Below are 19149 nucleotides of genomic sequence, written 5' to 3' on the forward strand. Positions count from 1 at the left end.
CCGGCAGAGCTAAAGCACGATATGGCTCACCTCGTGGAAATCTATCGACTTTCGGTCAAGCAGCAGAGACCGTGAGTTCGAAAACGCGCATGCAGAGCAAATAACAATTTGCAGATCCTAAGCCCCTCATATTTACTATAACAATAACCCGTAAAAAATAATCTCCAAAATCGCTCAATCTTCCATTGAAAGCCGAAACCATATTGCATAAATAATTAAATAAGCATGGGAGGCGGGAAATGAAAACAGGAAATACTGTCGCTGGCGAAAGATTTCTTGCGCTGACGAGCAAGATCGTCTCCGCCTACGTCCTTAACAATAAGCTCGCGATGAAAGATTTGTCGAGGCTCATTGCGGAAACTTATTCCGCACTTGCAGGCTCTCAGCAACTTGTGCCGTCGGCAGCGCCGACGGAAAGATCTCAGAAACCAGCAGTCCCGATCAAGAAATCCATCACGGATCATTATCTTGTGTGCCTGGAAGACGGTGGGAAATACAAATCGCTAAAGCGGCACTTGAACAGCAAGTATGGTCTCACGCCCGAAGAATACCGAAGGAAATGGGGCTTGCCTGCGGACTATCCAATGGTGTGTGCCTCCTATGCCGCCGCAAGATCGACGCTGGCCAAGAAGGCTCTCCTTGGCCACGCCAAGGGCACGACCGAGATTCCTCCGGTGGTTGAGCCGCCCCGCCGGCAACGCAAGATCGGATAACCCCCGGCGCTTCGCCAGGCGCCGCGAGCGTGCGCTGCGCTTTTAATGAGCGATCGCTCTTGCGTGAGCAAATTCATCCCGGCTGCTGGCACATCGATAGAGCGCCCTCTGCCGGCGAGCGTATAGTTATCCGTTCCGGCGCTTCCGCGCCCTCACCCATCGCTTTGCAAGCGACCAGCACTCATTTCATCATGGGGTTTCGATTGTCCTCGCATTGACGGTGATCGCGCGGCCGGCAAACCAGCCATTGATCGCAGCCCCGAGACCAAGCAGCACGAACAACACTGCGCACCAGGCAAAGCTTCCCGTCCAGCCATGAATCATGCCGACGACGAGCGGGCCGATTGCAGCGAGCAAATAACCCACGAATTGGGCCATGCCGGAGAGATGCGCGGCCACATACGCGTCAGGCGAACGCAACACAATGACCGTCAGCGCCACCGCGATCAATCCACCCTGACCGATGCCTTGAAGCACGGCCCAGAACCAGACCGTCCAAAGCGGAGCGAAAAGCAGGCCCAGCAAGGCGATGACGGCGATCGCGCACAGGCTGACGTTGATGGCGCGCTGATCCTTACCCTTAACGGCGATATGGGGGGCAACCAGACAGGCGGCGGCCTGCACCATGACCGAGACTGACACGATGACACCAGCCGTCACGCCGTCGAGACCACGCTCACGCAGAATGGGCACGAGCCAGCCGAAGACGCAATAGGCGAGAGCCGATTGCAGCCCCATGAAAAGCGTCACCTGCCAGGCAATGCGGTCACGCCATAAACCGGTAACGCGAAAACCGGTACGTCGGGCCTGATTATGCGTTCCGATCACCTGCGGCAACCAGAGAAGCCCGACTGCGAAGGCAGGCAGGGCCCAGATGGCGAGCGCGCCACCCAGCGAATCGCCGAGGGCATGTTCGACGGGAAGCGTGAACCCGGCCGCACTCGCAGCTCCCGCGCATAGCGCCATCGTATAGCAACCCGTCATGAGCGCCGCTCTATCGGGGAAATCGCGCTTGACCACACCCGGCAAGAGTACATTGCCGATAGCAATGCAGGCGCCGGCCAACGCGGTACCCAAGAATAGCAGCGAAATCGACGAAAAGCCCCGCAGCGCCGTGCCCACAGCAAGCAAGAAAATGACACCGAGCAGAACCCGCTCGGTGCCCATGCGTTGTGCGAGCCTTGGCGCAAGTGGTGAAAACAGTCCCATGCAGATGACGGGCAAGGTCGTGAGAATGCTGGTGCCGAAGGCGGAGAGACCAAGTCCGGCCCGTATCTCCGGCAAAAGTGTCGACGCGCTGGAAAAGACCGGCCTGAGGTTGAAAGCGATAAGCACAAGGCTCGCACCCAGTAGAAACCTGCCGATCGGCGATTTGCCTCCATGCGGCAGCGGTACCGGAATTTCATCGGCCTCGGCATCGATCAACTCGACGGAGGGGAGATTTTGCGAGGGCATGGTCATGACATAAGCAACCGATCAAGAGTAGCGACGATGGGGGCCATGAAGTGGCGCACGGCTCTGTCGGCCGCTTCGGGACTACCGCTTTCGATGGCATCGACGATGGCGATATGCGCCTGCATATCCGGCTCGGGAATATCCGCACCGAGCGTCGCCTCGATAGTTTCGGCGATCGAGAAAGAGAAGAACTCGTAGATTTCGATCATGGCCCTGTTCTGCGAAGCTGCGACGACCGCCCTGTGAAAGGCAAGATCGCGCTCGACGAATGCGGCCTTATCGCCGCCCGTATAATTGCCGCGGGCAACCAACAAGGCGCGCAACTGTGAAACGACGTCCGATGAGTGGCGTAGCGCGGCAAGCCGTGCGGCCTCGACCTCCAGCGCAAGCCGGGCTTCGAACTGATCCCTCAATCCAGCGCGGCGCGCCATATCCAGGGGGAGACTGACATTCTTGTTGGACCGAACATAAGTCCCGGATCCCTGCCGGGTTTCGAGATAGCCCTGGGAGACCAGCACCCTCACCGCCTCGCGGATCGTGCCGCGGCTGACTGAAAGCGTGGATGAAAGGGAGGCTTCGTTCGGCAGCTTTTCCCCCACCAGCCAGCGTCGGGCGGTGATTTCGCTGCGGATTGCTTCAACGGCTGTATCCGCAAGCGTCGTTTTTGTCAGAGCGCGCATGGCTGAACTTTCATCAAGTCATCGGATGACTTTATCACTTACGCAATACTCGATGCCTCGTCAATGAGTTTCATCAGCCGAACGACCGCCCCTAGCTATGCCGCCTCACCCTTTCGAAGAAAAGCAGCAAGCCGAGCCCCAGCAAACCGGCAGCGGCTCCGATAAGCGCCGTTCCGGAATAATTGCTGACGGCCGTGCCGATCGCGAAAAGAAGGGCGCTGAGACCTGCGCTCAGAAAGATATTGACCGAGATCAGGGCGCTGCCCAAACCCGGGCGCTCGGCAATCAGATCCTGCAGGTAGGTGATCGGAATACTGATCAGGGCAGCTGCCCCGATGCCGCTGATGAGGGTCAGCGCATAGACATGCCAGGGGGCAGATGCCAATCCGAGCAGAACCAGATAAACGATATAGATGACGGTGCCGATCGCCAGCGCCATTACGTGACTCATGATCCGCTGTGCACGTCCCCACAAAACGATGAAGATGATTTCGAGAAGGGCAACGATCCCAACCAAAATGCCGATATCAGTCACGGTTCCGTGTGCCGCACCGGTGACGATAAGCGGCAGGATGGCGCCGTTGACATGCAGCGTGCTGCTGATCAGCGCGACAGCGATCAGGCGCAGGAAGACCGGTGGCGAAATGACCTCACCCAGCGCGGCAAGATAGGAAAGATGATGGGCAGCAGCCTTGTCTATGCCATCCTGGCGCGGAAGGAAAATCGCGATCAATCCGAAACAGGCGACGCAGGCGAGACCGGCGAACAGATAGGCCGGCAGCATGCTCGCTGAATTTGCAAGCAGCGCTCCGGTTATCCCAGGCACCAGCACCCAGGAAAGGGAGATCATCGCACGCACGCCGGAATTGACCGTGGCGATATCGTTGCGCTCCATTCCCCTCGTCGCAACGCGGACATTGGCAAAGAGCAGCGAGTTGAGCGAGCCGTAGATCGGCAGGAAAAACAAGGCGCTGAGCACGAAAGTCGCCTGTGCCGGAACGACATAGACGGCGCCATAACCCAGCACGCCGAAAGTGGCGACCGTCAGCATCATAACCCGATATTGGCCGAGCCTGTCGGCCAGATTTCCAAGCAGGATACTGACGACGACATTCACCGCCGCCGCGCAGAAGATCAGCGTCGAATAGAGCCCGTTACTGAGGCCGAGTTCGCGGATACCGACGACCGATTGATAGGGCGAGGTCGCTGCTCCGGCAAAACCGAAGGCAAAGATCGCAAGCATGCTCACCCGTATGGTCGGGTCGCGGAAAACGTCGGGAAGGAGACGGGTCATTGGCGGGGTCGGGTATGTTGCAAAGTAGGCCTTTATCCGAGGCGCTGGGATATCCTTCCGTCAAAGCTGATCAAGACGCAAATGATTGCATCGCGCTTGACCTTCTCAGACGCGGATTGCCCACATCATTCATCATATCAATGGTGGCAATTGGGCGTCAGCCAGGCATCGCGCGCGAATAGGCGGCCAAAATAAAGCGTTCGGCGTGGAACAGATATTTCTCCAGCGCGGCGGCGGCACTCGCCGGCGCCCCCTCCTCCAGATGCGCAAGAATGGTCGCGTTCTGGCCGACATAGGGTGCGTGCAGATATTCGGGATCACGGATCAGCCCAAAGACGAGGCGCAGCTCCAGCGAGATCTGCGCATAGAAGGCCGAAAGCCTGGGACTGTCGGCAAGCTCGACGATCGCGGCATGAAAGGCGATATCGGCGCTGCCGACCTCCAGCCATTCGCCACGCTCACGATGCTGGACGGCGGCATCGATGGCGGCACGCATCTTGTCGACGCTTGGGTGGCGGTGATGTGCATTGGCGAGTGCCGAACACTCGATCAGGCGGCGAATCTGGAAGATATCCATGATCGTCGAAATGCTCGGCGTGGAAACGAAGACGCCGCGATTGGCCTCGTGGCGTAGCACGCCCTCTTTCGTCAGCAGCCGAAAAACCTCGCGCAGCGTATTGCGCGAGACCTGCAACTCCTCGCAAAGAGCCGCCTCCGAGAGATGGCTGCCAGGCGAGAGCGTGCCGCTGATCACGCGCTCTCGGATGCGGGCGGCGGTCAGTTCTGCAACCGTCTGCCCCGTCTCCGCGACGGTCGCCGGCTCGATGCTGGCAAGATTTGTCTGCTTCATTCGCTCTCCCGGCGCCCGCACTCAAATGTCTTCGATGCCTGCCTATATCAAGCATTTGCTGGAACGCGAGCGGCGTTGCCATGCTTGCCTGCGGCAGTCACACCGTCCCAACGGCAAGTCCGCTGGACGATTTCATGCAGGTTTGTCCCATTTTTCGTTGGCAATATGAAAATTGTTGAACAATATAGACCAGATTGTCGTTTGATGCTATCTCACGGCCTAACAAATATAATGGGAACGCAGATACAGATGTTCATGAGACGCCTGTCTTGTAGAAAAACATCGCCTGCTTTTGTCAGGCTGCAACAGGTGCCGGCATGAGCATGCTGCGGTCCGAACTTGGTGGCGATCCCAGCGAGTGCGCCTGCATCATCGATGCAAAGAACAACGCGGCTATCATTCCGGATGCCATGAACGACCTGCCCAATACCGAGGTAAGCGCATGACCAAGGCCGCTGGCGACAACAAACCGCTTCTGTCCGTAACGGATCTGACTGTGCGGTTCGGCGAAAACCGCGTGGTCGAAGGGCTTTCATTTTCGGTCGAGCCCGGGCGAACGCTCGCAGTCGTCGGCGAATCCGGCTCCGGCAAATCGGTGACCTCGCTTTCGGTCATGCGCCTTGCCGATATGATGGGCGCGCGCTTCCAGACCGGCAGCATCATCTTCAACGGCAAGGACCTGCTGAAGCTCTCGCAGAAGGATATGCGCGCAGTTCGCGGCAAGGAGATCGCCATGATCTTCCAGGAGCCGATGACCTCCCTTAATCCCGTCTTCACCATCGGCGACCAGATCTGCGAAGTCCTTCTTCTTCATGAGAAACTCGGCAAATCCGCCGCAATGGCGGAAGCCCGTCGCCTTCTGAAGATGGTACGCCTGCCGGATGCGGCCGCCCTTTTGAACCGCTATCCGCATCAGCTTTCCGGCGGCATGCGCCAGCGCGTCATGATCGCCATGGCGCTTGCCTGCCGTCCGAAGCTGTTGATTGCCGATGAGCCGACGACGGCGCTCGACGTGACCATCCAGGCGCAGATTCTCAACATCATGCGGGACCTGCAGAAGGATCTCGGCATGGGTATGATCTTCATCACCCACGACATGGGCGTGGTTGCCGAGATGGCTGATGATGTCGTGGTCATGTGGAAGGGCAAGAAGGTCGAAGAGGGTCCGGTTCGCGAGATATTCGCCAATCCGAAACACCCTTATACGAAGGCACTTCTCGCCGCAGTGCCTAGGCTTGGCAGCATGACCGGTCAGGATTTTCCGAAACGCATACCGCTGACTGTCCTCGACGGCGGCGAGCCGAAGATCGTCGGTGAAGAACGGGTCCAGAATACTGCCCGCTACGACCAGCAGCCGCTCCTGTCGGTGCGCGATCTCTTCGTGCGCTTTGATATCAAGAAGAACATATTCGGTCAGGTCACGCATCGCTGCAGTGCCGTCCAGAAGGTCGCTTTCGATATTCATCCCGGTGAAACCCTGGCCCTCGTCGGCGAATCCGGCTCCGGCAAGTCAACGATCGGACGCACCATCCAGCAATTGCAGAAAGCGCGCTCCGGCGAAATCACCTTCAATGGCAAGAGCTTTGCCGCCATGTCGGCGCTGGAGCGTTTCCGCCTGCGCCGCGATGTGCAGTATATCTTCCAGGACCCCTTCGCTTCGCTCGACCCGCGTAAGACTGTGGGATTCTCGATTGCAGAACCGATCAACACGCATGGCATCATCACTGGATCGAAGGCGGTTCGCCGCCGGGTGGACGAGCTACTGGAACGCGTCGGGCTGACGTCAGCCCATGCCGATCGCTATCCGCACGAGTTTTCCGGCGGCCAGCGCCAGCGCGTCTGCATTGCCCGCGCCCTTGCCTCCGATCCGAAACTCATCATTGCCGATGAGGCGCTTTCCGCTCTCGATGTTTCGATCCAGGCCCAGATCATCAATCTCTTGATGGATCTTCAGGCCGAACGGGGGCTCGCCTATCTGTTCATCAGCCATGACATGGCGGTGGTCGAAAAGATCAGCCATCGCGTCGCCGTCCTCTATCTCGGCCAGATCATGGAGATCGGCAGCCGGCGGCAGGTCTTTGAAACGCCGATGCACCCCTATACGCAGCGCCTGATTTCGGCCGTGCCGATCGCCGACCCGACGCAGGAGCGCAGAACCGCGCTTATCGAGGGCGAGATCCCCAATCCGGTCCGCCGCGTCGGCGACGAGCCGCCGATCCTGGCTCACGAAGAAATCACCTCAGGCCACTTCATCGCCAAGAGCGCCTGAACGACCGCCAACCATCGCATCGATCTGAAGAGGAAACAGGTTCAATGAAAAGAATGAAATGGGGATTGAAGACCGCTCTGACCGCACTCGTCATGTCGAGCGTCGCCATCACCGCCGCTCCCGCTTTCGCGGCCGGCAAGCTGACGGTGTCGTCGTCGCAGGATCCCGGCAGCTGGGACCCGATCGACACCTTCCTGGTGGCATGGGCCGCTGTTTCGACCAACATCTTCGACGGCCTCACGTATCGCGGCCCCGATCTCAAGCTGGTACCGGGCCTTGCCGAATCCTGGGAAGAGCTGGATCAAGGCAAGCGCATCCGCTTCAAGCTACGTCATAATGTGAAGTTCCATGACGGCGAGCCCTTCAATGCCGAAGCGGTGAAGTTTACCTTCGATCGTCTGCTCGGCGAGCAGGGCGCCAAGGGACCGCAGCGCTCGAACTACACGGCGATCGAAAGCGTCGACATCATCGACGACTACACGGTCGATATGACGCTGAAGACGCCCGATCCAGTGCTTTTGACGAAGCTTGCCGGCTATGGCGCGATGATCGTTCCGCCGAAATACATCAAGGAAAAGGGCGAGGACTATTTCAACCTCAACCCGGTCGGGACCGGCGCCTTCAAGTTCGTTTCCTATACGCCGAAGGTGAACATCAAGCTCGAAGCCAATCCGGATTACTGGGGCGGCGCGCCGAAGCTTTCGGAGCTCGAATACCGCTTCATCAGCGAGCCGGCGACGGCCGTTGCCGAGCTTCAAGCCGGCCGCGTCGATCTCGTCATCCCGCCGACCATTCCGATCGGCATGCTGCCGGTCATCCAGGGCGATTCCAAGCTGGAAATCGCCAGCGTTCCAGGCCCAACGGTCGATGCGCTGCGCTTCAACACCCGCGACGGCATCACCGCCGATCCGCGCGTGCGCAAGGCGATCATCATGGCCGTCGATCGCGACACGATCGTCAAGTCGATCCTCGCTGGACAGGGAACCGAGATCGTCAGCTTCCAGAACTCCCTGTCCTTCGGCTACGATGCCGATCTGAAGCCACTTCCCTATGATCCGGCAGGCGCCAAGAAGCTGCTTGCCGAAGCCGGCGTGAAGCCGGGCGCGGCATTGCAGATCGACATTCGCGGCAATGATACGACGATGAACGAGGTGGCGCAGGTCGTCGCAAGCTACCTGCAGATGGTCGGCATCACCGCAACCATCAAGCCCTATGAAACCAACGTTCTGCTGAACGATATCATCCCGCAGGGCAAGACCGGCGCGATGTTCCAGCAGAAATGGGGCGGCTGGACCTTCGACTACGACAACACCGCTTATTCGATGTACCACTCCGGCGAAAAGTGGAACCCTTATGAAAAGGATGCCGCTCTCGACAAGCTCCTGGAATCGCAGCGCCCGCTCACCGATCGCGCCGTGCGCGAAAAGGTGCTCAAGGACATCGGCAAATATGTTGCCGACAAGGCGCTGGAACTGCCGCTCTACAACAGCAATGCGATCTACGGCGTCAGCAAGCGGGTCAAGGGCTTCGTGCCCGCTCCCGATACGCGCATCAAGCTGAACGAAGTCACCGTCGATTAATCATCCAGCAAGACGCCGCCGGCCCGCCCGGCGGCGTCATCCGAAAGCTCTCGGGGTAAGAACGTGGCCGGTTTTCTCATCAAGCGATTGCTGCAGGCGATTTTCGTCGTGATCGCCATCACTCTTCTCGTCTCATTTGCCATCCGCCTCACCGGCGACCCTGCCGTGATGATGTTTCAGGGCGGCGGCAGCATGACGGAAGAGGATCTCGTGCGTATCCGTACAGCCTTAGGCACGGACCAGCCCTTCCTCGTGCAGTATTTCAGCTTCCTGAAGGGACTGCTGACGCTCAATTTCGGCCGCAGCTTCACCGGCGGTACGCCGGTCTCGCAACTGATCGCCAACGCCTTGCCCGCCACGCTGCTGCTTGCTTTCATTTCCATGGTGGTCTCGATTGCGCTCTCCATCCCGCTCGGTATCAAGGCGGCGACGGCACGTGGAAAGACGGCAGACCAGATCATTCGCGTTCTCTCGCTGGTCGGCCTTTCCTTCCCAAATTTCTGGCTGGCGCTGATGATGGTGCTGTTGTTTTCCATCACGCTCGGCTGGCTGCCGCCGAGCGGCATGGTCGGGATTTCGAGCTATGTCATGCCGGCGGTGACGATGGGCGTGATCCTGACGGCGACGAACGTCCGCCTGGTGCGCACCGCCATGCTGGAAACGCTGCAATCGCAATATATCATGGTCGCGCGCGCCAAGGGCCTCAGCGAGAGCAAGGTGCTCTACAAGCACGCCCTGCGAAATTGCGCCATCCCGCTCATTACCTATTTCGGCATCCAGTTCGGCGGCCTGCTCGGCGGCATCGTCGTCATCGAGCGTGTCTTCAACTGGCCCGGCCTCGGCACACTGGCATTCGACGCCGTCGGCGCCCGCGACTACCCGGTCTTGCAGGGCGTGATCACCGTGCTGGCGCTGTTTATCGTCGGTGTCAACCTTCTCGTCGACATCGCCTATGGCCTCGTCGATCCCCGCATTCGCACGGAGTAATGCTGATGGCTGCCACGATTTCACGCCGTTCGCGTTTCTACAGCTTCGAATTCATCGTTGGAGCCCTGATCACCGTCATCATCTGCCTTGCCGTGCTTCTCTCCGATGTACTCTTTCCCGGAGGCGCGGAAAAAATCGATCTGATGGCAAGGCTTGCAAAGCCCTTCGCCAGCCTCGCCCATCCCTTCGGCACCGATCCGCTCGGGCGCGATGTGCTGGCCCGTGTCGTCGCAGGTGGCAAGATATCGCTGACGGTCGGCCTTACCTCCGTGATCGGCGGTGTGGTGCTCGGCGTGCTGGTCGGCCTTGCCGCGGGTTACTATCGCGGTATCTGGGACATGCTGCTAATGCGCTTTGCCGATATTCAGCTCGCCATGCCCTTCATTCTGCTGGCAATCACCTTCATCGCCATCGTCGGCGGCAGTCTCACCAATACGATCATCCTCTTGATCGTCTCGCAATGGGTGCAATATGCACGCCTCGTGCGCGGTTCCGTGCTGAGCCTGCGCGAGCGGGAATTCATCCTCTCGGCACGCGCGATCGGCGTCAAAGACTGGCGCATTATCTTCCAGCATCTGCTGCCGAACCTTCTGGGACCGGTGATCGTGCTGATGACGCTGAACATTGCCAACAATATCCTTCTCGAAAGCAGCCTCACCTTCCTTGGCATGGGTGTCGACCCGACAATTCCGAGCTGGGGCGGCATGCTGGCTGATGGGAGAACCTATCTACAAACCGCCTGGTGGGTGAGCCTCTTCCCTGGCCTTGCAATCCTTTTGACCGTGCTCGGTCTCAATCTCCTCGGCGACTGGCTGCGCGACAGCCTCGATCCGACCGGCAGAACGACAAGGTAGAATATCATGGCTATGATTTTCGAGAGACGTTTTGAGCGCACACTGTCGCGCCTTGTTGCCGATGCCAAGCCTGGCCAGAACTTTGAAGCCTGGACCTTCGATGACAGAGAAAGCCGCCAGCAGGCAGAGCGCGAACTCAGGGAAAAAGGCGTACAGGCCCGCATCCGCAGCGCTTACAAGCCGCTGGTCAATGCCTTCATCGAGGAAATCGACCTGCAGGATGTGGATACGATCGAGATCCGCTATCCGGTTCATCCCAACGCACCGGATAACCGCTTTCGCCTTGAAGCCTATCCGCTCGCTGCAATGGTGGGAAATCGCGAGATCACCTTTGTCGCAAGAGCCGATAGCGGCTTTCATTATGACGTTCTGCTGAAAGGCAATGCCGGCCAGGAACGCCGATTGCAGGTGCTCGCGCCCAATCGCGTCCATATTGATACCGCCGGCGAAACGAGCGTTTCCCCGACCGGCTGGCTCATGAGGAACGGCAATGCGGCGGGCAACCGGCTCGCCACGGACTATGAGCAGCTCTTCGAGGAGACCATCAACGCGGTCACGCACTTCGACTGGGGCACAAGCGAACCCTATTTCGAGGAACTGAACATTCGCGTTGCCCTGCCGGCGTTGGATGAGGCCTTGCCTATCGGCGACGAAATCATGAGCCTTCGCGAGGCGCTGCACGAGGACTTCTATTTCTCGCTGCTCGAATTCTTCCAGAAGAAATCCGGACGGCCGCTCGGTGACCGCGGCTTGAAGCCGGGGCAGATCGTTCCGCAGATCCTGCAGTCCTCCGGCGATATTTTCGTCCGAGTGGAAACGCAGCCGCTGACGTCTCGCTATTGGGATGGAGCCGAACAGCAGATCGAGACCGCAACGGAACCTGTGGCCGTGCAGCAGATCGAGGCCGAACTCAAAGAGATTGGCGGCGAAGCATTTGAGGCCCTTACTCGCTCCGGCCGCACCGTCAAAGCCCGCTATATCAAGGGCCGCGATGCAGCCGTGATGATCAGCGGCGGACAGCACGCCAACGAGACGACCGGCGGCGCGGGAGCTCTGCGTGCCGCGCGTCGGCTTGCCAAGCTCGAAGGCGCGCATTTCACCATCTCGCCGCTCGAAAATCCCGACGGCTACGCTCTACATCAGCGTCTGCGCTTGGACAACCCGCGGCACATGTATCATGCCGCCCGCTATACCGCGCTCGGCGACGATCTCGAATATCGGACCGAAGAGACCGCCGGTCCCTATCTCTTTGAAAAGAAAATCCGCTTCCAGGCGGAAAGGCTGAGCGGAGCGCGGCTGCACGTCAACCTGCATGGCTATCCGGCCCATGAGTGGACGCGGCCGCTCTCCGGCTATGTCCCGCGCAATTTCGCCATGTGGACGCTGCCGAAAGGCTTTTTCCTGATTGCCCGTTATCATTCCGGCTGGGCCGCTCAGGCGGAGCAGCTTCTCGACAAGGTCACCCGGCACCTCGGCGCCATACCGGGTCTGCTGGATTACAACGACCGCCAGATCGCACTCTATGAAATACATGCCGGCGAAACAGGCTTCCGCATCATCAACGGCTTCCCCTGCCTCGCCAATATCGACGATCGCCATACGGTGCCTATGACCTTGATAACCGAATATCCGGACGAGACCATTTATGGCGACGCATTCATCGCCGGCCATACCGCACAGATGGAAACGGTGCTTTCCGCCTATAGCGCCTGGCAGGAAATCATGGCTTCGAGCTAGGCCGTACGCGTCGAACCAAGCATATCGAGAAGCGCGGTCATGGCGCTCGTCGTATAGGCGTCCGATCGGCGTACGAAGAGCGTATCCACCAGCGACCGCTCCGGCGGAAGCGCGTGGATTGCGACCCTGCCCTCCCGGGCGGCGGCAGCGACCACGCCTCTCGGTAGAAGAGTGATGCCGACGCCGGCCGACACGCAGCTTATGATCGTGTCGAGAGAACCGAATTCCAGCGGCTTCGAGGTGACGATACCCATCTCGGCAAGAAGCGACTCCAGCCGCTGGCGGTAAGAGCATCCGATCTGGAAGACGATAGTCTTCAGATCGACAATGCCGGCCAGATCTTTCATTCCACGAATGGCGGGCGTTGTAACGAGGACAAGCTCCTCTTGAAAGATCACCTCGTGATCGAGATCGGGGTGGTTGACGGGACCCGCCACGAAGGCACCCTCGACCCGGCATGAAACGACATCGTCGATCAGCCGGCGGGTCGTACCTGTTGTCACGACAAGACGTACCTGTGGATAGGTCTTGGCGAATTGGCCGAGAAGCGGCGACAATCGCAGCGCCGTGGTTGTTTCCAGGCTGCCGAGGGAAAGCGTCCCGCCCGGCTCACCATCATCCTTGGCGGCTGCACGGGCATCGGCCAGAAGCTTGGTAATGCGACCGACAAATGGCAGAATTCGTTGTCCCGCCGGCGTGGTCGACACGCCTCTTGCATGGCGCTGGAACAGGCTGACACCCAGCTCTTCTTCCAATGCCCGGATCCGCGCCGTCACATTCGATTGAACAGTGTGCAGCTCCTGCGCCGCCCGGTTCATGCTACCGTGCCGCGATACCGCTTCGAATACCCTGAGATCGGATACGTCCATCTTCGTCTTATCTCCAATAGAGATATCTGTTCTCACAATAATTCATTTTTTATGATATAACGCATCGCGTATTCTCTCAAGCATAGATAGCTGAGAGAGTTCCCATGACCGACACTGCCGCGCATGAAACCGACCTGAACCATCAGAATGCCCGAATGGCATGGCGTGCCATCCTGTCGGCATTCTGCGCTTGCCTGATCGGCATCGGCCTTGCTCGTTTCGCCTATACACCGCTTCTGCCGGCCATCGTCGATGCGCATTGGTTCGAAGCCTCGGCGGCTGCCTATCTCGGTGCCGCGAATCTTTCCGGCTATCTGGTCGGCGCATTGCTCGGGCGGACGATTGCCGCACGCACTTCCACCGTCCTGACGCTCAGGATCATGATGCTTGCCGCAACGGCAGCCTTCTTTGCCTGCGCCTTTCCCGTCAGCTTTTCATGGTTCTTTGCGTGGCGTTTTGCAGCCGGCCTTGCCGGTGGCGCCCTGATGGTTCTGGCAGCGCCGACCGTCCTGCCGCTGATCGCACCGTCTCGCCGAGGGCTTGCCAGCGGCATAATCTTCATGGGCATCGGCGCTGGCGTCGCATTATCGGGCACATTGGTTCCACTTCTGCTGCAACAGGGCTTGCGCGAAACCTGGCTTGGCCTCGGCGCCCTGTCGCTGCTGCTCACGATCATTGCCTGGGCCGGATGGCCGCACGATGTCGCTGGCCACACTGCCACAAGCCATAATGCCATGCATGTCCCGAAACGCTGGACGCTGCGTGCGCTCTACATCGAATATGCGCTGAATGCCGCTGGCTGGGTTCCGCACATGATCTTCCTCGTGGATTTCGTTGCCCGCGGATTGGGAGAGGGCTTGCAGGTCGGTGCGGAATACTGGGTGCTGTTTGGCCTCGGCGCCACCATCGGGCCGATCCTTGCCGGCCATCTGGCTGATCGCACCGGTTTTGCCGCAGCGCTGCGGTTCGCCTTTCTTCTCGAGGCAGTCGCAGTCGCCATTCCCGCCTCTGGCCTCGGGCAGGCTTGGCTCATCGCCTCGAGCCTGATCGTCGGCGCCTTCGTAACCGGCACGGTTCCCTTGATGCTCGGCAGGATCGCAGAACTGCTGCCGCACCATCCGGCGCAACAGAAAGTCGCGTGGAGCCTGGCAACCGTATTCTTCGCCCTGTTTCAGGCGGCAGCCGCCTACGGACTTTCCTTCGTCTTTGCCCGAACCGGCGGAAACTACGGCGTGCTCTTCTTGATCGGAGCCGGCGCAATGATTCTCGCTCTGGCGATCGACCTCTCTGTCGCGGCGTTTATCCGCACTCCGCGGGAGCACATTCGAGATCATGATGCATGACGACAGGAGAATTGGAGATGACGGAACGCTTGACCGAGATTACCGGCAGCGAAAACATGGTAGGGGATGGCGGCGCCCTCGATGCCCTCATCGGCTTTTATCGCGCCTTCAATGCCGGCGACCTGGACGCACTCGCCGCCAACTGGGCCGATAGCGACAGGCCAAGCATGGACAATCCGATCGGAGGCATCCGGCGTGGATGGCCGTCGATCCGTGAGGGCTATGCGAAGCTGTTTGGTGGAAAGGCGAAAGTCCAGGTCGCATTCCACGATTTTACCAGCCAGGGCGGCGATGACTGGCACCTGTTCGTCGGGCGTGAGAGGGGAAGTTGCGTCACGGCCGGCAGGAGTATCGAGCTTCGCATTCGAACGACACGCTGGTTCACCCGGATCGACGGCGTCTGGCGTCAGCTTCACCATCACGGCTCCATCGAGGAACCTGCCCTGCTTGCTGCCTATCAGGAAATCATCTTCGGCGGACCATTGGAGCGGCCGGCGTAGATGTTGTCACGAGACTTTGGCCCTCTGCGCGCTACCTTGCCCACATGGCGCCAAAGTTTCACGCGAGTTGGGATTCATGAGGCATTTTTTGCTGTTCCTTACCAGCCTGTCCATTATCTGCCTTGGGTCATTTGCACCGCCGGCGCAGGCCGAGGGATTCGTTCGCGCCGATCATCAGCGGATCGTCGACGGCAAGGGCGATCCGCTGATCCTGCGCGGTCTCGGCCTCGGCGGCTGGATGGTGCAGGAAGGCTACATGATGGGCCTTGCCAATCTCAAGGCGCAGCACGTCATTCGCCACCGCATTTCCGAAATCATCGGCGAGAAAAGGACCGAGCAATTCTATCGATCCTGGCTCGATAATGCCGTGACGAAAGCCGATATCGACGCAATGGCCAAATGGGGCTTCAACAGCGTGCGCCTGCCGATGCACTGGAACCTCTTCATCGAGGACAAGCACGGCAGAAACACGTCCAAGAACATTGTCTGGAACGAAGAGGGCTTTCGGCGGATCGACCTTTTGATCCGCTGGCTGAAAGCCAATGACATGTACTTGATCCTCGACCTGCATGCGGCGCCTGGCGGCCAGGGTCACGACATCGCCATTTCCGACCGCGATCCGGACAAGCCCTCGCTCTGGCACAGCGATGAGAACCAGGCAATGATGATCGCGCTGTGGACCGAGATCGCCCGTCGCTACAGGGACGAGCCGACGATTGCGGGTTACGACCTGCTCAACGAGCCGAATTGGGGTTTTCAGGACAAGAAAGACAAAGGCGGCTGCCGGGAGACCGAAAACCGGCCGCTACGCGACATCTATCGGCGCACTATCAGCGCCATCCGCGCGATCGATACCAACCATATGCTTATTATCGAGGGCAATTGCTGGGGCAACAATTATGCCGGCGTACTGCCGATCGATGACCGCAACACGGCGCTCAGCTTTCACAAATACTGGACACCGACGACGCAGGAATCGATCGAGCCTTTCCTGAAGCTGCGCGAGCAATATGACATGCCGCTATGGAACGGTGAATCCGGCGAAAACAATAATGAATGGTATACCCGCGCTGTAGAATTGCAGGAGAAGAATGGTATTGGCTGGTCGTGGTGGCCATTGAAGAAGATGGGCGCCGGCAATCCGCTGGAGATCAAGACGAATGCAAATTATCGTCGCCTGATTGCCTATCTCCGCGCGAGGGCAAGAAACCTTCCGCCAGAACCGCCTTTTACGGGTTGATGCAGCTTGCAACCGACAGCCGCTATGACAGGAATATCCATCATCAGGCCGTGGTCGACGCCTTGATGGGACCATCGCATAAATCAGGCACGGCCGAATAGGATCAGTGTCAATTCATTGGCGCAAGAGACTCCATGTCTTCAGGAATCCAGCTATCCCATCGCATGCCTGATGGTTTTCGAGAGGCGCAGGAGAAACGGAGGCCGGGACGAGGCCACAAGCTTCCACGAGAGGATAGTCTTTGCCATATCCCTGGGCAGGACACCGACGGAAAGAAACCATCCGGCCAGCATCAGCCGGCGCTTTCGCGACGCATTCATCTTGAGACTGGCAGCCGCGCCGGCCGCGGCTAGGGAGAGTCTGGAATCATTCGCGACAGGATGCTGGTCCCTGTCGATGCAAAGCGATGCCAGACGCTCCTCCAGATGCACGGGGTCGTGGAGGCCGGCATCGTCACGCATGTTCAGTCCGATCTCGCTTGCCTGATCCGACAGGGCCTCCAGCCGGCGGAAATCATGTTTTATCCGCCAGCGCGCGCGCTGTCCGAGCTTTTCCGCGAAGACAGAATGATTTGCACCATGAATACGATAGGCGCCGAGGCAATCTTCGATGGAGGTTACCTCACCATGAAGCGGCGCAACCGTGGCAAGATATCCATCCGCTCCCTGCCGAAACTCCGGCTCGGGCACCGGCATGACCTTGTCCAGCACCGCACGCTTGAATGCCAAACCGCTGGTGACCGTCGTCTGATAGCGGCCTTTCCGCAGCAGTTCCGGAGTGACGTCGCCGGAATCGAAGGGCAATTCGACAGGCGGGAATACATCCTTCACCTGCATTTTCTCGTCAACGATATGCAGTCTGAACTGCACCTGTGCTGTCCTGTCCTCCCAGGCTTCGACAACTTCCGATACTGCATTCGGATAAAGATAATCATCTGCATCGAGAAACAGCACGATCTCGCCATGGCTGGATGCGAAGCCTGTGTTGAATGCGGCAGCATGTCCACCGTTCATCTCACGCAGACATGTCTTTATTCGAGAGCCATAGGCGGCGATGACATCAGCCGTCGCATCGGTCGATGCATCATCGACGACGATGACTTCAGCCTCATCGTAATCCTGTTCCAATGCGCTATCGATACTGCGCCTCAGAAAATGCGCGTAATTATAGTTCGCAATGACGATAGACACGGGAACGCGGTCTTGGATGGAATGCATCGCATTGAACCTCGCAGATCTGCTTTGGTTGCGGCGAACCTTCTCATTCAGGTCCTTATGGATGAGCGCGTTGCAAACAGGGATATGCGGTGATGCAGGCTGATGCCTCACGAACATATCAAGCAACGGCTATTGGATCATGCCGATCCATCTTGCCTTTCCAAGTCTCACCAGTTTTATGGCTTTTGAATGACCGACACACATGATGGAAATTTCACCGATCCACTCATGCGATAAAGTCCGAAGCGCCAGCTATGCCTATCGCGATCCGAGTATTCGTTCCTGTCCGTGAAACGGCATCTGCAACATAGATGCTGCTAGATGCTGCTAGATGCTACGTCTCACCTCAACTGACGCATAATCCTCCATGCAGAAGGAAGACAAAATGAAGCCCGCGCGAGGCGGGCTTCTTCAGCTTTATTCTGCCGCGCCGGCGGCCTTCGTCCTGCGAGTGCGCTTCGGCTTTGCCGCTTCTGCGGCGGCCGGTGCGGGAGCTGCCACAGCGGCCTTTGCCCGGGTAGCTCTCGTCGACGTCTTGGCGGTAGCGGGCTTGGCGGCAGCCGGTTTTGCCGCTACGGGCTTTGCCTTGGCTTTCGCTTTGGACGTTGTTGCCTTGCCTCCCGTCTTTGCCGCGTTCAGGAGTGCGACACGACGCTGGCGGTTCTGCTCGAGAGCCTGCTGGAAACCAACATCGTGTTCCGCATGATAGGCGAGATCATCGAGAAACTCAGCCACGTCCTTGATGGTATCGACGACGACATAGCTCAAGCCGCGACCGGCATTGATCGAGTCACGACCGACCGTTACGCCATATCCGCCCGGAACGCGCTGGAACCAGGTGGAGCGCCACTTCTTGAAGCCAGCCGCGTCGCGCTCGTACTCCTCCAGATATGCCTTCTGTTCTGCTACTCGGGCACGAAATGTATCAACAACGTTCCGCGCACCAGCCTTCGGCTTGTCAGCCTTTTTGGAAGTCCATTTCTCAAGAAAGTTTGCCATTGATCTGATCTCTTCAGGTTAGCGTTCCTTGTCACGCCGCCATCGCTTCAAAAAAGCTGACGGAGCTCCTCCACAGGGATGCCCGCATATATGTAAAGGATAGATGTATAATGGCAACATAATCCGTTATTATTGCGGGGCAAATCGCCATTTCGGCCGTCCTATTGCGGCCTTTTCGACCCCGAAGCGCAAATTTCTTATCTTTTCATTCGCTGGGACAGGCCGCTCTCGTTCCGATCTGGAACTTCGACACCCTCGTGCTGCTGCGCATACTCGCTTCGAAGTAACCCGCGACAGTATAAAACTTGTGGCGTATCGACAATTTATTGATGGCAGCTAGCGCTGACCGCTATTTTGTTGTCCGGCAAATTCATAGGTGTTCATCGATGCGACCACCTTCGTCAGGTCGCCATGCCGATAGAACAAGAACTTTGTTGCAGCATCTTGATCGAAGCTATCATGTTCGTATGCCGCATCTTCAATGCGGATATGATTGAGCAGACGTTCTGGAAACAATCGACGAAGACGTCATAGACGCGAGTACCGGCAGTGCCGTCGCGCT

18 protein-coding genes are annotated in these 19149 nt (G+C 58.6%); 10 read left to right on the plus strand and 8 right to left on the minus strand.

Going from position 1 to position 19149, the window contains the following annotated elements; all coding sequences use genetic code 11:
* The first annotated feature begins 239 nt into the window (after window positions 1-239).
* Window positions 240-713, plus strand: coding sequence for a MucR family transcriptional regulator (locus ACK83U_RS25245; RefSeq protein ID WP_112411231.1), 474 nt, complete (start codon window positions 240-242; stop codon window positions 711-713).
* 189 nt (window positions 714-902) lie between these two features.
* Here ACK83U_RS25245 and ACK83U_RS25250 read toward each other — a convergent pair whose 3' ends face one another.
* The 4 genes from ACK83U_RS25250 to ACK83U_RS25265 all read right to left on the minus strand — a co-directional run bounded on the left by ACK83U_RS25250 (window position 903) and on the right by ACK83U_RS25265 (window position 4992).
* Window positions 903-2174: a CynX/NimT family MFS transporter gene (locus ACK83U_RS25250; protein WP_112603972.1), complete on the minus strand. Its 1272-nt coding sequence runs from the start codon at window positions 2172-2174 to the stop codon at window positions 903-905.
* The gene (locus tag ACK83U_RS25255) at window positions 2171-2848 is read right to left on the minus strand and encodes a FadR/GntR family transcriptional regulator (RefSeq protein WP_112603974.1); all 678 of its coding nucleotides are present in this window, start codon (window positions 2846-2848) and stop codon (window positions 2171-2173) included. Before ACK83U_RS25255 ends, ACK83U_RS25250 begins: the two co-directional genes overlap by 4 nt.
* A 91-nt stretch (window positions 2849-2939) precedes the next feature.
* Complete coding sequence (locus tag ACK83U_RS25260; RefSeq protein WP_112603976.1) at window positions 2940-4142, minus strand: MFS transporter; 1203 nt, start codon at window positions 4140-4142, stop codon at window positions 2940-2942.
* A gap of 157 nt (window positions 4143-4299) precedes the next feature.
* Window positions 4300-4992, minus strand: coding sequence for a GntR family transcriptional regulator (locus ACK83U_RS25265; RefSeq protein ID WP_112603979.1), 693 nt, complete (start codon window positions 4990-4992; stop codon window positions 4300-4302).
* A gap of 317 nt (window positions 4993-5309) precedes the next feature.
* Between ACK83U_RS25265 and ACK83U_RS25270 the strand changes: the two genes are divergently transcribed.
* The 6 genes from ACK83U_RS25270 to ACK83U_RS25295 all read left to right on the plus strand — a co-directional run bounded on the left by ACK83U_RS25270 (window position 5310) and on the right by ACK83U_RS25295 (window position 12419).
* The gene (locus ACK83U_RS25270) at window positions 5310-5438 is read left to right on the plus strand and encodes a hypothetical protein (RefSeq protein WP_281409874.1); all 129 of its coding nucleotides are present in this window, start codon (window positions 5310-5312) and stop codon (window positions 5436-5438) included.
* A complete protein-coding gene (locus ACK83U_RS25275; protein WP_112603981.1) occupies window positions 5435-7261 on the plus strand; it encodes an ABC transporter ATP-binding protein in 1827 nt (608 codons plus the stop codon). The genes ACK83U_RS25270 and ACK83U_RS25275 overlap by 4 nt, the downstream gene beginning before the upstream one ends.
* A 44-nt stretch (window positions 7262-7305) precedes the next feature.
* Window positions 7306-8841, plus strand: coding sequence for an ABC transporter substrate-binding protein (locus ACK83U_RS25280; RefSeq protein WP_112603983.1), 1536 nt, complete (start codon window positions 7306-7308; stop codon window positions 8839-8841).
* A gap of 63 nt (window positions 8842-8904) precedes the next feature.
* The gene (locus tag ACK83U_RS25285; protein WP_112603985.1) at window positions 8905-9828 is read left to right on the plus strand and encodes an ABC transporter permease; all 924 of its coding nucleotides are present in this window, start codon (window positions 8905-8907) and stop codon (window positions 9826-9828) included.
* Window positions 9829-9833: 5 nt separating this feature from the next.
* The gene (locus ACK83U_RS25290) at window positions 9834-10682 is read left to right on the plus strand and encodes an ABC transporter permease (RefSeq protein ID WP_112604065.1); all 849 of its coding nucleotides are present in this window, start codon (window positions 9834-9836) and stop codon (window positions 10680-10682) included.
* A 6-nt stretch (window positions 10683-10688) separates the two neighbouring features.
* Entirely contained in the window at window positions 10689-12419 is a 1731-nt protein-coding gene (locus ACK83U_RS25295) for a M14 family metallopeptidase (protein ID WP_112603987.1), read from the plus strand.
* Here ACK83U_RS25295 and ACK83U_RS25300 read toward each other — a convergent pair.
* Window positions 12416-13288 (minus strand): LysR family transcriptional regulator, encoded by an 873-nt coding sequence (locus ACK83U_RS25300; RefSeq protein WP_112603989.1) that lies wholly within the window; start codon window positions 13286-13288, stop codon window positions 12416-12418. The genes ACK83U_RS25295 and ACK83U_RS25300 overlap by 4 nt on opposite strands.
* Before the next feature lie 104 nt (window positions 13289-13392).
* Here ACK83U_RS25300 and ACK83U_RS25305 point away from each other — a divergent pair, with 104 nt between their 5' ends.
* The 3 genes from ACK83U_RS25305 (at window position 13393) to ACK83U_RS25315 (ending at window position 16371) form a co-directional block, all read left to right on the plus strand.
* A complete protein-coding gene (locus tag ACK83U_RS25305) occupies window positions 13393-14631 on the plus strand; it encodes a YbfB/YjiJ family MFS transporter (RefSeq protein WP_112603991.1) in 1239 nt (412 codons plus the stop codon).
* Between the two features lie 17 nt (window positions 14632-14648).
* Window positions 14649-15131, plus strand: coding sequence for a nuclear transport factor 2 family protein (locus tag ACK83U_RS25310; protein ID WP_112603993.1), 483 nt, complete (start codon window positions 14649-14651; stop codon window positions 15129-15131).
* A 76-nt stretch (window positions 15132-15207) separates the two neighbouring features.
* Entirely contained in the window at window positions 15208-16371 is a 1164-nt protein-coding gene (locus ACK83U_RS25315; RefSeq protein WP_412474915.1) for a glycoside hydrolase family 5 protein, read from the plus strand.
* A gap of 152 nt (window positions 16372-16523) precedes the next feature.
* Here ACK83U_RS25315 and ACK83U_RS25320 read toward each other — a convergent pair whose 3' ends face one another.
* The 3 genes from ACK83U_RS25320 to ACK83U_RS25330 all read right to left on the minus strand — a co-directional run bounded on the left by ACK83U_RS25320 (window position 16524) and on the right by ACK83U_RS25330 (window position 19103).
* Window positions 16524-17588: a glycosyltransferase gene (locus ACK83U_RS25320; protein WP_112604067.1), complete on the minus strand. Its 1065-nt coding sequence runs from the start codon at window positions 17586-17588 to the stop codon at window positions 16524-16526.
* 417 nt (window positions 17589-18005) lie between these two features.
* Complete coding sequence (locus tag ACK83U_RS25325) at window positions 18006-18587, minus strand: hypothetical protein (protein WP_112603997.1); 582 nt, start codon at window positions 18585-18587, stop codon at window positions 18006-18008.
* A 336-nt stretch (window positions 18588-18923) separates the two neighbouring features.
* Complete coding sequence (locus tag ACK83U_RS25330) at window positions 18924-19103, minus strand: hypothetical protein (RefSeq protein WP_184373646.1); 180 nt, start codon at window positions 19101-19103, stop codon at window positions 18924-18926.
* Window positions 19104-19149 lie beyond the last annotated feature (46 nt).

Source organism: Rhizobium sp. WW22, assembly GCF_047041135.1.
Taxonomy (GTDB): Bacteria; Pseudomonadota; Alphaproteobacteria; order Rhizobiales; family Rhizobiaceae; genus Rhizobium.

Bases quoted from the DNA above. Each gene is read 5' to 3' on its own strand.
- ACK83U_RS25245 (WP_112411231.1), top strand. From the start codon at position 240: ATGAAAACAGGAAATACTGTCGCTGGCGAAAGATTTCTTGCGCTGACG.
- ACK83U_RS25250 (WP_112603972.1), bottom strand. From the start codon at position 2,174: ATGACCATGCCCTCGCAAAATCTCCCCTCCGTCGAGTTGATCGATGCC.
- ACK83U_RS25255 (WP_112603974.1), bottom strand. From the start codon at position 2,848: ATGCGCGCTCTGACAAAAACGACGCTTGCGGATACAGCCGTTGAAGCA.
- ACK83U_RS25260 (WP_112603976.1), bottom strand. From the start codon at position 4,142: ATGACCCGTCTCCTTCCCGACGTTTTCCGCGACCCGACCATACGGGTG.
- ACK83U_RS25265 (WP_112603979.1), bottom strand. From the start codon at position 4,992: ATGAAGCAGACAAATCTTGCCAGCATCGAGCCGGCGACCGTCGCGGAG.
- ACK83U_RS25270 (WP_281409874.1), top strand. From the start codon at position 5,310: ATGAGCATGCTGCGGTCCGAACTTGGTGGCGATCCCAGCGAGTGCGCC.
- ACK83U_RS25275 (WP_112603981.1), top strand. From the start codon at position 5,435: ATGACCAAGGCCGCTGGCGACAACAAACCGCTTCTGTCCGTAACGGAT.
- ACK83U_RS25280 (WP_112603983.1), top strand. From the start codon at position 7,306: ATGAAAAGAATGAAATGGGGATTGAAGACCGCTCTGACCGCACTCGTC.
- ACK83U_RS25290 (WP_112604065.1), top strand. From the start codon at position 9,834: ATGGCTGCCACGATTTCACGCCGTTCGCGTTTCTACAGCTTCGAATTC.
- ACK83U_RS25295 (WP_112603987.1), top strand. From the start codon at position 10,689: ATGGCTATGATTTTCGAGAGACGTTTTGAGCGCACACTGTCGCGCCTT.
- ACK83U_RS25300 (WP_112603989.1), bottom strand. From the start codon at position 13,288: ATGGACGTATCCGATCTCAGGGTATTCGAAGCGGTATCGCGGCACGGT.
- ACK83U_RS25305 (WP_112603991.1), top strand. From the start codon at position 13,393: ATGACCGACACTGCCGCGCATGAAACCGACCTGAACCATCAGAATGCC.
- ACK83U_RS25310 (WP_112603993.1), top strand. From the start codon at position 14,649: ATGACGGAACGCTTGACCGAGATTACCGGCAGCGAAAACATGGTAGGG.
- ACK83U_RS25315 (WP_412474915.1), top strand. From the start codon at position 15,208: ATGAGGCATTTTTTGCTGTTCCTTACCAGCCTGTCCATTATCTGCCTT.
- ACK83U_RS25320 (WP_112604067.1), bottom strand. From the start codon at position 17,588: ATGCATTCCATCCAAGACCGCGTTCCCGTGTCTATCGTCATTGCGAAC.
- ACK83U_RS25325 (WP_112603997.1), bottom strand. From the start codon at position 18,587: ATGGCAAACTTTCTTGAGAAATGGACTTCCAAAAAGGCTGACAAGCCG.